The following is a 13,374-nucleotide window of genomic DNA, read 5'->3' on the forward strand; positions in this document are numbered from 1 at the left end:
AATAATTTTAGGTTTAAGCTGCCTTACGGTAGCAAAGCCCATTTTCTTTCGCCTTTAATCGCTAAGCTGCCTATGCGGCAGTAAACTAGAACAGAAGTTAAGATAACTTCAAGAACCACAAGGGATTATACTACAAATCTAAAGATAAACCCTTTTTTATAAGGTAAATATAATTACTTATAAATCAATTAGTTATTTTATACTAAAAAATAAGGGTATGAATATAAGGAAAAGGACAGTGTGTTGAAGACTAGTAAACTGAAAAAATAAAAATAAAAAACTGCACCTTCATCAGTTGAAATTCAACCTTTACGGTGCAGAAACATTGTCAATATAACAACTACTATGCTTATTAAAAAACTATTCTAAACGTTCGCTATGAGAGATTAAGTCTAAACCTTGGCGTTCTTCATCAGCAGATACTCGGATATCCATGAATAAACTCATTACCCAAAGAATCAAGCAAGAAACAACACTGCTGTAAATTAAGGTGATCACAACACTTTCGATTTGAGCGAGTACACTTGCGTCACCACCGGTAATATCAGTTGATACAAATACACCTGTTAATACTGCACCAGCGATACCACCAATACCATGGATACCAAAGGCATCAAGAGAATCATCATAGCCTAGTTTATATTTAATTTTGGTCACTGCGATAAAACATACTGCGCTAGTGATTAAACCAATCCATACAGCACTTTGTGCGGAAACAAAACCTGCGGCTGGGGTAATTCCCACTAAACCTGCAACTGCACCAGAAGCTAAACCTAATGCTGATGGTTTATGTTTGCTAAGAACTTCACATAACATCCATGTTAATGCTGCTACGGCTGCTGCGATTTGGGTTGTTGCTAACGCCATTCCGGCACGGCTGTCAGCTGCAAGAGCAGAACCAGCGTTAAAACCGAACCAACCAATCCAAAGCATTGCACAACCGATTAAAGTTAATGCTAGGTTGTATGGAGGCATTGCATCTTTGCCATAACCAATACGTTTACCAATAAAGAGTGCGGCACAAAGTCCTGCAACACCAGCATTGATATGAATAACGGTACCGCCTGCATAGTCTAAAACGCCATCTTCAGCTAACCAACCACCGATACTCCATACCCAGTGGGCAGTCGGTACGTAAACCAATAATGTCCATACACCAACAAACACTAATACTGCACTAAATTTAATTCTTTCTGCAAAAGCACCGGTAATAATAGCGCCAGCGATAATTGCGAATGCCATTTGGAATACCACAAATGCTGATTCTGGAATAGAGCCTGCGCCTGGATAAACAGTTAATTTGCCTTGTTCAGTAAAAACATTTAATCCATTTAAGAACAGACGATCTAAACCACCAATATAAGCATTGTTTGGAGTAAAGGCTAAGCTGTATCCACAAACCAGCCAAATTACAGCAACTAAACAACATACGGCAAAACTTTGTACCATCGTTGCAAGTATATTTTTCTTACGAACCATACCAGCATAGAAAAGTGCTAATCCTGGAATTGTCATAAATAAGACTAAGATTGCTGCTAACATAACCCATGCAGTATCGCCTGCACTAATCACAGAAGTTGGTTGTACCCAATCCGCAAGATCGGCGTGTGCTGTAACTGGCAGCAGAGCCATTAACCAATGGTATCGTTTCATTTTTAATTCCCCTAAGTTTGTTGTGTTTGTCTTATTAAAATAAATTAAAGTGCATCTTCGCCTGTTTCACGAGTACGGATTCGAATCACTTGCTCGAGTGGTAAAACAAAGATCTTTCCATCACCTACACGTCCTGTTTGTGATGCTTCAATAATGGTTTCTACCACGTTATCGACATTTTCATCACTCACAGCAATATCGATTTGAATTTTTGGTAAAAAATCAACTGAATATTCACTACCTCGATAAATTTCAGTATGACCTTTTTGGCGACCAAAACCTTTCACTTCGGTAACGGTAATTCCGTGAATCCCGATATCAGTTAAAGCCTCACGAACTTCATCCAGACGGAAAGGTTGAATTATTGCGCTAATGAGTTTCATAGATACCTCCAAGAAATGGGTTATGTTATTGAATTATTTGCTTTTTTATAAATAATACACTCTTTTTGTCTTTAAATTAGAAAATCTATATATTTAAGTTTAAAAATAAATATTTTTTCTAATAAAACTACCTTAAAAGTAGTTAATATCTATAAAAATAACATTAAAATTAAACTGTGTTCAAATAATAAATCTTTAAATTAAATGTTGTCAAAGGTTTTTTATAAAAAATTTTTAAAATTACTAATTTTGTTAGAGGTTCTCTAATAGAATGGTGGATATGAAGAATTTTTGATAAAAATATTCTCATTGCAAAATGGATGAGTTACATTAGTTCACCATAAAATGGAAATGAGATAACTAAGGCGAATGATATGAATACATTGAATAAAATTGCTTTTTATCCGATTAAATCAACACAACCTTGTTTTACAGAACAGAGTTATGTTCAACCGCATGGCTTGAGTTTTGATCGGGAATTTATGCTTACAGACGAGGCTGGAACGTTTATTACTGCACGTAAGCATGGTGAGTTATATAAATTCTCTGCCTATCCTGTTGCACAAGGGTTAATTGTACGTCATCAAGATGGCAGTCAAATTTTGGTACGTTATCAAGATTTCTCACAACAGCAGGAATGTGAAGTGTGGGGAACTCACTTTCCATCTTATATTGCGCCAGTCGAGATCAATCAGTGGTTTAGTGATAAATTACAGACAAAGGTAGTATTACGTTGGTTAGGAGAACGTGATCAACGTTTTATCAAGCGTTTTCCAGAACATAGTGTGTCATTTGCAGATGGGTATCCGTTATTGTTAGTCAGCGAAGCATCATTTGCTGCGGTGCAACAAGCTTGCCCAGTCCCAATTAGTATCAATCAATTCCGTGGCAATTTAATCGTTAGTGGCGAAGAGGCTTTTGCTGAAGAAACATGGCATACAATTAAAATTGGTGAGGTAGAGTTTTTGCATAGTAAGCTATGTGAACGTTGCATTTTGACAACAAGAAATTTATCAACAGGAGAATTAGAACCAAAATGTGAGCCTTTTCGGACATTAAAGAAAATTCATAAAAATGCAGAAGGTGCGCCATTATTTGGTATCAATTTGATCCCACTAAATAGTGGCGTTGTACGTGTTGGTGATAATGTTGAGGTTCTGCAACGACGCACGGTATAAAATATTTGTAAAAGAGTTGTTAAGGGAATAAGATAGGGTTATCCCTATCTTAAAGTTCATAAACAATAATGATCACACTGCGTTCCCGAGAGTTTTATTTAGCGAGTTTTGCTTTAGCCTTTTCATCTTTTCTTGTTTTCTGTAACCTCTATTCAGCACAACCAATCTTGGCGGATTTTGCTAAAAAATATCAAGTTTCTATCACCATCGCTAATTGGATTTTTGCGGGGGCTTCATTAGGATTGAGTTTAAGTCTGATTCCTTGGGCATTATTTGCAGATCGTTTCGGCCGACGGCTGATGATGATGATTAGTCTAGGCATTACAGCAATAATTGGAATTATTCTTTATTTTGTTGATTCAGTTAGTGCTTGGATCTTTTTTCGGGTGGCGCAGGGCGTTGCTTTAGGTGGACTGCCAGCTGTGGCGGTTGCTTATATTAGTGAAGAGTTTGAGCCTCGCTCTATTGCTTCGGTTGTGGGTTCTTATATTGCAGCGAACTCATTAGGCGGAATTTCAGGGAGATTGTTAGGTGGTTTCCTAGCTGATCATTTTGGATTAAATATGCCAATGCTATTCTGTGGTTTTTTAGCAGTTATTGGCGTATTTTTAATTATTTACTGCTTACCCAAAGAACAACATTTCCAATTACAAACACTACAATTTGATAATTTACGCAAGAATCTATGTGGGCATATCCGTAATCCTAAGTTATGGCGTACCTATTTTATAGGGGGCTTAGGATTTGGTGTGTTTATCAATCTCTATTCAGTAGTAAGTTTACGATTGATCAATGCGCCTTATGATTTTTCAACAACTCAAGTTTCATTACTGTTTTTATGTTATCTCAGTGGGACATTTGCTGCGAGCTTAACTGGAAAACTTACTCAGCGTTATTCTGCATTACGAGGAATGTTTTTAGGCTGGTGTGTCTTATTGATCGGTGTTCTTTGTTTAATGGTGTCTTCATTACCACTCATTATTATGGCGTTGTTAATTTGTAGTATTGGCTTTTTTACTACACATGCCTTGGCTAGTGGTTGGGTAGGTAAACAGGCACAGCAAGCTCGAGCATTAGCCTCTGCGCTTTACTTATCTTTCTACTATTTTGGTTCAAGTATGGTCGGATTTTACTTGATTTTCTTATGGCGACATTATTCGTGGGCGAGCGTTATCCTTGGATCTATTGTATTACTCAGTTTTATTCCAGTATGCATTTGGGGAATGAGAAAAAGTAAAAGTTAATAAAGTTGAGAGGATAACGATAAGTTAAAAAGAAAACCTATCTCAGATGAGATAGGTTTTCGCATTTTGTCTGTTTATTGATTAACCCGGTAATAATAAGTTAGGAATAAAGGTAATAATTTGTGGGAAGATGGTAATAAGTACTAAGGTTGCAAAAATTGGGATTAAGAATGGCAATACCCCTTTTGTTACAGTACTGACTGACATATTACCAACGCGAGCAACTACAAATAGTGCCATACCCATTGGTGGAGTTAAGATACCGATCATCATATTTAAAGTTGTCATTACACCGAAGAAGATTAAATCAATGTTAAAGTGAACAGCGATTGGAATTAACATCGGTAACACAAGGAATTGTAGTGCTAGTGCGTCAATAAACATTCCTAAGAAGAGGAGAAGTAAATTGATCATCACTAATACCATTAATTGTGAATCTGCGACGGTAATAAACACTTCAGCAATTTTCATCGCAACTTGTTCACGAGCGATCATATCGCCGAAGAAAGTAACAGTCATCACCATTAACACAGTTACCCCAGTAATCGCGACCGCTTCTACACAGCCTTTAAATAAACTTTCAAGGGTAAGTTCTTTATAAACAAATTTCCCTACTACAATAGAGTAGAGTGCAGCAATTACAGCGGCTTCAGTCGGTGTGAATAAACCGGAGAAAATACCTGCAATAATTAATACTGGTGTTAATAATGCCCAAATAGCGCCTTTAAATTCACGACATAAAACTTCCATTGATGCTTTTGGTGTACGAGGATAGTTACGTTTTTTAGAAATAAAGTAATTCATAATCATTAACGCAACTGTAACCAAAACACCCGGTACAAACCCAGCAACAAAGAGTTTTGCAATAGATTGATTAGAGATAACACCATAAATAATCATTGCAATGCTTGGTGGAACTAATGGCCCGATAATACAGGAAGCTGCGGTAATACCACCACACATATCATCATCATAACCTGCATCACGCATCGCTTTGATTTCTAATTGCCCTAAACCGCCTGCATCTGCTAGTGCAGAACCAGACATACCAGAGAAAATTAGACTTGCACCAATATTTACGTGTCCCATACCGCCACGATAGTGACCGAGCAATGCTTTAGCAAATTCAAAAATTTTAGTAGTGATACCACCAGTATTCATTAAGATACCGGTAAGGATAAAGAATGGAACACTCAGTAGAGAGAAGCTATTTAAACTATCAACTAATTTGGCAGAAGCCGAATTGACAACATTCCAGCGGGTCATTGCAAAGTAAAGAATTGTTGCAATGAAAAGCGACCAACCCACTGGTGTACCAATGAACATAATAATAAGCCAAACAATTAATACAATATAAACAGATTCACTGCCAAATTTTACATAGTTGGTGATACGTAATACTTTGAATACATCTGGTGCAAAAAGAATTAAGCCGATTAATATTGCGGCTGCAATTAAGAAAATAGTAGATGGAATATAGCTTAGGTTATTTTTATAGTTTTCTGTTTGGGCTTGTAAAAAGCGAATCAACATTAGGAAAGAGAGTAATGGTAATGAAGCATATAACCATTTTTCAGAAATGCCTAACGAAACAATTTCAAATGATGCACCGTTATAAAGTTTGATCCCAAAATGGATAAATAAAATGACAGAGATAAAAATAAGGATTTGTGTCAGAGAAACCATCACTTTTTTGATTTTTTCTGACATCATATTCGTTACGAAGTCAATAAATACGTGTTGTTGTGTACGAATCCCGATAGAAATCCCCAACATACCAACATAGATGAATAATAAACGCGCTAACTCTTCACTCCAAATCAGCGGGGAATCAAAAATTTGTCTTGCTGCAATTTGTGCAATCAAAATAATAAAGATGACTAAAAACAGCGCACCGCCTAGCCACTCTTCAAGTTTGTTAAAATATTTCATGGTAAACCTCATAACATCTTACTAAGGTTAAAAAAAAGCCTTAGCGTTCAGGAGAACGTTAAGGCAGGGAAGAACTATTTAGTTAAAGCATTAATTTCATTAATTGCTTCTTCCCCCTCTTTACCACTTTTCTTGATGTATTCATCATAGTATGGTTTCATCGCAGCTTTGAATGGAGCAAGATCCGGTTTAGTCACGGTCATACCTTTTTGTTCAAAGTAAGAGATAAGATTTTTCTCACCATCTTCAAAGAGTTTGGTATGGTAATCAGCAGCTTTTATTGCAGCATCTTTAACCACTTTTTGTAGATCTGGTGGAAGTTCTTCAAGGGTTGCATTACTTACTAAATATAATTGGTCATTAAGAATATGGTTGGTTAATGCCAAGTATTTTTGTACTTCTTCAAATTTTTGTGCTTGGATAGCTGATAATGGATTTTCTTGACCATCTACTGAGTTAGTTTGTAATGCAAGATATACTTCAGAGAATGCCATCGGTGTTGGAGATGCGCCTGAATATTTCGCATAAGCAAGGTTAGTTGCTGCATTTGGCACACGAAGTTTTAACCCTTTCATATCTTTAATGCTATTAATTGCACGGTTTGAAGTAGTTTGACGAGTACCATTATAAGCATCTGCTAAGATTGTAATACCGAGATCTTTATTTACTTTTTGAATTAAAGATTGACCAAATTTAGTATCAAATAACGCTTCTTTTGCGACTTTGAAATTTGGAATCATATAAGGTAATGCAAACACTTCTGCTGATGGATAGAATAATTGGAAACGAGCCGATTCACCGAATGTGAAGTCTAATGCACCATCACCAAGTTGTTTGATCATTGAACGGTCATCACCAAGTTGTGCACTTGGGTAAAGTGAAATTTCAATTTTACCGTTAGAGTTTGCTTTTACTTCTTTTGCGAAGAACTCTGCTGCTTTATATTCATTTGAAGTAGGACCTGCTACTAAACCCATTTTCAAATCATACTCTGCAGAAAATGCAGCTGCAGAAATACCCATACAAAGTGTAGCAAGTAGTAATTTTTTAAATTTCATTGCGTTTCTCCTATAAAGAGTTAGATTGTTGGGAAAAGTAGCAAGTCATACACATGACGGTATAAAACAAGTACTTTTTACTGATGATTACTATACATCATTTTTTTTAAGATAAATGAAGTTTTATTTCATTATTGAGAGATCAATCACAAAATTTATCAAGTGCGGTTAATTTTTAGACATTTTTGGAGAGAAAAATGCCCTTGTGAAGACAAGGGCAGAAGATAAAATAGAGGACAATTTATTAACTTATTCAAAGAGTTCTTGATGAAGTTTACGCACAACTTCATCGGCGTGTTCGCTTTTCACTAATAAGCAAATATTGTTGGTGCTCGCACCATAGCTAATCATACGTACGTTGTATTCTTCGATTGTGCCAAATAAACGTTTTGCTACACCTGCAGCAATGTGTAAATTGTTACCAATAAGAGCTACTAAAGCAAGTCCTGTATCGACTTTCACAGAAGCGGTTTCACTTAATTCAGCCAATAACTCATTAGAGAGTAATTCTGCACCAGAAGAAGCAGAACCTGTCTTATCTAAAGTGAGTGCTACGCTCACTTCTGAAGTGGTAATGGTATCAACAGAAATTTTATATTTAGCCAAGATATTAAAGACATTCGCTAGGAATCCTTGAGCGTGTAACATACTTAAGCTAGAAAGGGTAAGTAATGTTTGATCACGGCGTAAAGCAATTGCACGGAATAGTGGACGAGGTTGTGGATCACGAGTAACCCAAGTTCCACCTTGTTCTGGTGCTTTACTTGAACCAACATAGACTGGAATATTGCTACGTACCGCAGGGAGTAAGGTTGCTGGGTGTAATACTTTTGCTCCAAAAGTTGCCATTTCTGCAGCTTCAGCAAAACTCATAGTATCAATTTTTTGAGCAGCTGGTGCAATACGAGGGTCGGTAGTATAAATACCAGTGACATCAGTCCAGATGAGTACATCATTTGCATTTAACACTTCAGCAATTAATGCAGCAGAGTAATCGCTACCTCCGCGACCTAATGTCGTTGTTTTTCCATTTGGTGCACGGCCAATAAAACCTTGGGTAATGACAAGATCACCACGGTCGATTAATGGTTTTAATACGCGATCACAATTTTGTTGAGTTAATTCATCATTTGGTGCGGCTTTACCATAATGATCGTTAGTTGCAACAAGTGTTCTCACATCTACCCAAGTCGCACTTGCGCCTAATTCACGTAACACTTCAACAAAAATTAATGTTGACATCATTTCCCCGAGACTAATGATTTCATCAATCAATGCAGGTGAAGTGGCTAATGAAGCGGCGTCAGATAAAGATTCAATATTATCTAATAAGCGATCTATCTCTTCACGTAATACGCTTGCATTTTTTAATTCGTCTAAAATGTTGTATTGAATTTTTCTTACTTGATCAAGTAGTGATTCCCTTTCTGCTTTTTCGCAACCATTTGCAAGGGCAACTAATAAATTAGTTACGCCAGCAGAAGCAGATAAGATAACAACACGCGTATTTGGATCTGCCATTACGATTTTTGCACAAGATTGCATTGCAGCGTAATTAGCTACGCTAGTTCCTCCAAATTTTGCAACAGATAAATGAGCCATAAAAATTTCCTTAATAATGATATTGTGAATAAAAAAGTGTTGCAGAAGATGTAGGAAAACTGGAAGAGATACGACATTGCGATGATGTTCAGAAGCTCTCCATCGTTTACCGATGACAGCCTTAGGGATTCAGCCCTAATAGCCGATAAACAATTCTCTGGAAAATTGTTTATCTCGGCGAAACTCCCCTGATTATTTCTCATTGGCTCCAGACCTAAAAATAACGACCTGAGTTCCGCGCCTCTCCTGCCGTAGCATTGTGCTACAAAACGTGTATAGAAATACCCGTTAATTATTAGAATGTCAAATGAAATTTTAAAAATTCAATTTTTCTAATAAAACAAATTCCGTTTTTGGGAAATGTTGTTGTAAATAACGTTGTAGATACTGTTGTGTATCTTGTTCAATCAACGCATCTTTTTCTGGAAAACGGTTATAAATAACACTATGTACAGTAATATTTCTGCTTTGACAAGCCATTAAACTTAGTAGGGTGTGATTGATACTGCCCAATTTACCTGAGGTGACCAGAATTAATGGGTATTGATATTTGGCTATAAAATCAAGTGTTGTTTCTTGTTGGCGATAAGGAACGGCTAATCCGCCAGCGCCTTCAAGTAATACATAATTGTAGCGAGTCGCTAATAATTGTGTTTTTTCAGTAATATAATCAGGATCAATTTGCTGATTCTCCATTGCTGCAGCGAGATGTGGTGAGCAAGGGTAGCGAAAGAGGTAAGGGCAAGTGATACCAGAGAGGTCTTCTTCCGTTAATGCAATTTGCTGAATTTTGCGGTGCATTAAAATATCATCGGAGTATTTTTCACAACCTGTTTGAATCATTTTTTGTGTGATGACAGAAAATCCTTGCTCCATCAGTTTTTTAGCATAAACGCCAGTCGCAATGGTTTTTCCTACTTCGGTATCAATACCGCTAACGAAAAGAATTTGTCCCATATTTGTACTCCTTAAACAGGGAAAAGCAAAAATAGGGCTAACTATACTCGGATTTTATTGAGAAGCAACTTAAAAAGGGAAAGGGATTAAAAACAATAAAGCCACAGCAAAGGCTATGGCTTAAACTTCAAGAGAAAAATGTGATTACTTAGAATTTATAACCTAAACCAACAAAGAAGACAGTCGGGTCTAATGTTACACGGGCTTCTTGAGGTTTTCCATTAAGATTAAAGGTTGCTTTGGTTTTGATTTTTGCCCACCAAACAGAAGTATTAAAGAATAATTTATCAGTAATTTTGATATCAATACCAGCATTTACCGCAGGACCCCAAGAATCTTTTAATTTAAGATTACTTAAACCAGCTAGTTTTTCTTTTTCTCCAAAGAATGTTGTGTAGTTAAGACCTGCACCGACATAAGGGCGTGCTGGTGAATCTGCATTTAAGAAATAGTATTGAACATAAAGACTTGGTGGAAGATGTTTAGTTTTTGCAATAGTGTCTCCGCCTAGTTTTATTTCATGGCTAAATGGTGTTGCTGCTAATAATTCTACCCCTATATTATTAGTAATCATATAGGTACCAGTTAAACCTAATTGTGCATTACTATTAACATCAAAATCATAAGGAAGAGCATTTCCTTTATAATTATGAGTATCAGTATTTGGTACCACTAAAATTGGACCACCACGAACAAAAATGTCGCCAGCTTGGTGAGCCATTGCTGCTGATGATGCAGCGAGTAGCGCAGTAGAAGTTGCAATTGCTAGTGCTAATTTTTTCATAGAACCCTCCTTGAATATATAGGTTTTTTTGTTCTGTCATATGACTGATTCAAGATACCTCTTTTGAGAGAGGTGTTTTTTGATAAAAATCAATAAAAGAGGGATTAATGGGAACTTTTTGTGATACATCAAAATGAGTTAGTGTGAAGTGTTACCAAGAAAATTTGCTAGATCAAGTATGATAAAGCTGCGATAGAATCCAGTGAGATAAGATAAGTGCATGATTACATTCAGGATCTTTTGCAGCATATAGTAAGGTAACGTTTTGTTGTTCTAGCTGTTGCTGGCATATTGTTAGAAAATCTTGAGATTGCGGATTTTGAGCTAACTCTTGTTGATATTGGAATGCGAATTGTGCAAATTTCTCAGGTTGGTGGTTGAACCATTTGCGTAATGCGGGGGTTGGTGTAATCCTTTTTTCCCACAAATTGATATGAGCGTCTTCTTTTTTGATACCACGAGGCCATAAACGATCAACTAAAATGCGAAACCCATCGCTAGCTTCGATGGGTTGGTAGATTCGCTTAATTTGTAATTGATACATAATTAACAACAATAGTGTTTTTGATAAGGCATAATAGGATCCACTTCAACTGGTGGCTCAATAGGCTGTTCAGGATCAACCTTAGGCTCTTCAGATTTCTCCTCTTTTTGCTGCTGTGCTTTATCATCTTCTGTTGCTGTATCTTGGTTAGCTGTTGATTGTGCTGTTTTGTTAGCTTCTTGGGAAGCATTCTCTTGGCTATCTTTACTATTAGAAGCAGATTTATCACTTGGCGTAGTTTCTGCTTCAGTTGAATTATTTGTTTGTTGCATTGGTGGTACCGCTTTATTTTCTACATGGGTAACGGATTGTTCTGTTTTTCCGTTACTAGCATTTTCTGATGGCGACACTTCTTTATTTTCTTCTGATGACTTGTCTGTATTTGTCATTTTTTGCGTATTAGTTGCTTGCTCTTCTGTTTGTGCAGTGGTTGCTGCTTGAGGTTCTGATTGTTTAGTATTTTTTTCGACAAGAACCATTTGTGCAGGCATTTTCTCACCAAGTGTAATATGGGCAGATTGTGGTTTTGCCTGATCTTGATTATCTTGTTGAGCATCAGCTTTCGCTTCCTGAGCTACTTCAGCCGCTGCAGTGCTAATTGCAGTTGGTGCTGTTGGATCTGCTTTTTTCGCTGCATCAGTTTTAGCTATTTCAGTTTGTTTTTCTTTATCTTCACCTAATAAACGAGGTTGTAATTGTTTAAAACTGCTTTCTGAATCGAGCCAAATCGAGATAAATTGATGGTTGAAGGCTTTATCAAAATGTTCAGATAAAATTGTATCGTTCAACACAAAATATCCATCTTTTTCGAGAGCAATATAATTTAAGACATCATCAGGTTTAAAATCAGGAAAGTTTTTAATTAAGCGTTTTCTAAGTTGATCAACTTCTTCTGGTTTCATTTGATCTAATGCCATTTCTTTTACCATAGAAACCGCAAAATTCTTACCTTCAACAGGTTTAGCAAATTTAATGCGTAACATAAGTGGACGTTGTTCACTACTATAAGCACCGTTCTCGGTAAAAAGAGATACAGTATAAATATGGAAAGGCCCCCAGTTATATTCTGCTTTACCAACTTGGTTCCAATCAGCAGAAGAAAACGGCGTATAAAGCAATAGTAATAAACTTAAACAAAAAGAGAAAAACTTCATCTATTTTTACCCAGTCATATATTGAACGCATAATATTGTGGCACGCCATTATAGCAATAAATAGCGTTTACTTAATGAAGATCTTCTTTATTTTGTTTATTTTTACAGCAAGAGATCTTCATTAGTTAGCTAAGTGATTTGTTTAATCTAAACCACGATTTTCTAAATAAAGCACTGTCGCGGCAACACGAGAATGGACATTTAATTTGCGTAGTAAGTTACGAATATGTACTTTGACAGTTTCTTCAGAGATAAATAGTTGGGTTGCAATTTGTTTATTAGATAGGCCGGTAGCAATAAGTTTTAATACATCCATTTCACGATCAGTCAATAATTGCAACGGATCATTGCTAGCGTGTTGTTCTAATAAACGTTGTTTTACCGCATCACTTAATACAACTTGACCTTCAGCAATTCTTTTTAATTGTGCTAATAAAGTATCTGGTTCTGTATCTTTTAATAAATAACCATCTGCACCCGCTTCAATTAAAGCAAAAATGTCAGAACGAGAGTCTGAAACGGTTAATACAGCAATTTTAGCATCAATATCATCTAGACGAAGTGCTTTTAATACATCTAGACCAGACATCCCTTTCATATTTAAATCTAAAATAATCATATCTGGCGATAATTTTTTCGCTAAAGCCAAGCCTTCAGTGCCGTTGCTTGCTTCAGCTAATACTTCAAATGTTTCGTCAAGCTCTAAAAGTTGAGTAATACCTCTGCGGATAAGAGGATGATCATCAATCACTAAAATAGTTGTTTTGTTCATTATAAATGCCCCATTTGAGGAATATTGAAAAAAATCTTGCACATACTATCACACCAAAAGGAAAAAACGTGTTCTTTTGGTGAAGAAATTTTCTTATAACTAAGAAAAAATTG

Annotated in this window: 12 protein-coding genes and 1 riboswitch; of the genes, 2 read left to right on the plus strand and 10 right to left on the minus strand. The window is 36.3% G+C overall.

Annotated elements, in window-relative coordinates:
* Positions 1-360 precede the first annotated feature (360 nt).
* The gene (locus PF272_RS09740; RefSeq protein ID WP_271142604.1) at positions 361-1,653 is read right to left on the minus strand and encodes an ammonium transporter; all 1,293 of its coding nucleotides are present in this window, start codon (positions 1,651-1,653) and stop codon (positions 361-363) included.
* Between the two features lie 44 nt (positions 1,654-1,697).
* Positions 1,698-2,036, minus strand: coding sequence for a P-II family nitrogen regulator (locus tag PF272_RS09745; protein ID WP_065235092.1), 339 nt, complete (start codon positions 2,034-2,036; stop codon positions 1,698-1,700).
* Positions 2,037-2,410: 374 nt separating this feature from the next.
* On the opposite strand from PF272_RS09745, the gene PF272_RS09750 reads away from it, so the two are divergent.
* Positions 2,411-3,214 carry an MOSC domain-containing protein gene (locus PF272_RS09750; RefSeq protein ID WP_271142605.1) on the plus strand — a complete coding sequence of 268 codons (804 nt, stop codon included), beginning with the start codon at positions 2,411-2,413 and terminating at the stop codon, positions 3,212-3,214.
* 68 nt (positions 3,215-3,282) lie between these two features.
* Positions 3,283-4,458, plus strand: a complete 1,176-nt coding sequence (locus PF272_RS09755) for an MFS transporter (RefSeq protein ID WP_271142606.1) — start codon at positions 3,283-3,285, stop codon at positions 4,456-4,458.
* An 81-nt stretch (positions 4,459-4,539) separates the two neighbouring features.
* On the opposite strand, the gene PF272_RS09760 is transcribed toward PF272_RS09755, so the two are convergent.
* The 8 genes from PF272_RS09760 to PF272_RS09795 form a co-directional block, all read right to left on the minus strand.
* Positions 4,540-6,390 (minus strand): TRAP transporter large permease subunit, encoded by a 1,851-nt coding sequence (locus PF272_RS09760; protein ID WP_271142607.1) that lies wholly within the window; start codon positions 6,388-6,390, stop codon positions 4,540-4,542.
* A 74-nt stretch (positions 6,391-6,464) separates the two neighbouring features.
* Entirely contained in the window at positions 6,465-7,448 is a 984-nt protein-coding gene (locus PF272_RS09765; protein ID WP_271142608.1) for a sialic acid TRAP transporter substrate-binding protein SiaP, read from the minus strand.
* 249 nt (positions 7,449-7,697) lie between these two features.
* Entirely contained in the window at positions 7,698-9,050 is a 1,353-nt protein-coding gene (lysC, locus tag PF272_RS09770) for a lysine-sensitive aspartokinase 3 (protein WP_271142609.1), read from the minus strand.
* Positions 9,051-9,134: 84 nt separating this feature from the next.
* Positions 9,135-9,304: riboswitch (Lysine riboswitch) on the minus strand.
* 61 nt (positions 9,305-9,365) lie between these two features.
* The gene (gene bioD / locus PF272_RS09775) at positions 9,366-10,007 is read right to left on the minus strand and encodes a dethiobiotin synthase (RefSeq protein WP_271142610.1); all 642 of its coding nucleotides are present in this window, start codon (positions 10,005-10,007) and stop codon (positions 9,366-9,368) included.
* A gap of 148 nt (positions 10,008-10,155) precedes the next feature.
* The gene (locus PF272_RS09780) at positions 10,156-10,791 is read right to left on the minus strand and encodes an OmpW family outer membrane protein (RefSeq protein ID WP_271142611.1); all 636 of its coding nucleotides are present in this window, start codon (positions 10,789-10,791) and stop codon (positions 10,156-10,158) included.
* Between the two features lie 172 nt (positions 10,792-10,963).
* Positions 10,964-11,335 carry a DUF488 domain-containing protein gene (locus PF272_RS09785; protein WP_271142612.1) on the minus strand — a complete coding sequence of 124 codons (372 nt, stop codon included), beginning with the start codon at positions 11,333-11,335 and terminating at the stop codon, positions 10,964-10,966.
* A 2-nt stretch (positions 11,336-11,337) separates the two neighbouring features.
* The gene (locus PF272_RS09790) at positions 11,338-12,489 is read right to left on the minus strand and encodes a hypothetical protein (RefSeq protein WP_271142613.1); all 1,152 of its coding nucleotides are present in this window, start codon (positions 12,487-12,489) and stop codon (positions 11,338-11,340) included.
* Between the two features lie 142 nt (positions 12,490-12,631).
* Positions 12,632-13,261 carry a response regulator gene (locus PF272_RS09795; protein WP_065233761.1) on the minus strand — a complete coding sequence of 210 codons (630 nt, stop codon included), beginning with the start codon at positions 13,259-13,261 and terminating at the stop codon, positions 12,632-12,634.
* Between the last annotated feature and the right edge of the window lie 113 nt (positions 13,262-13,374).

Source organism: Gallibacterium faecale (assembly GCF_027920745.1).
Classification (GTDB): domain Bacteria; phylum Pseudomonadota; class Gammaproteobacteria; order Enterobacterales; family Pasteurellaceae; genus Gallibacterium; species Gallibacterium faecale.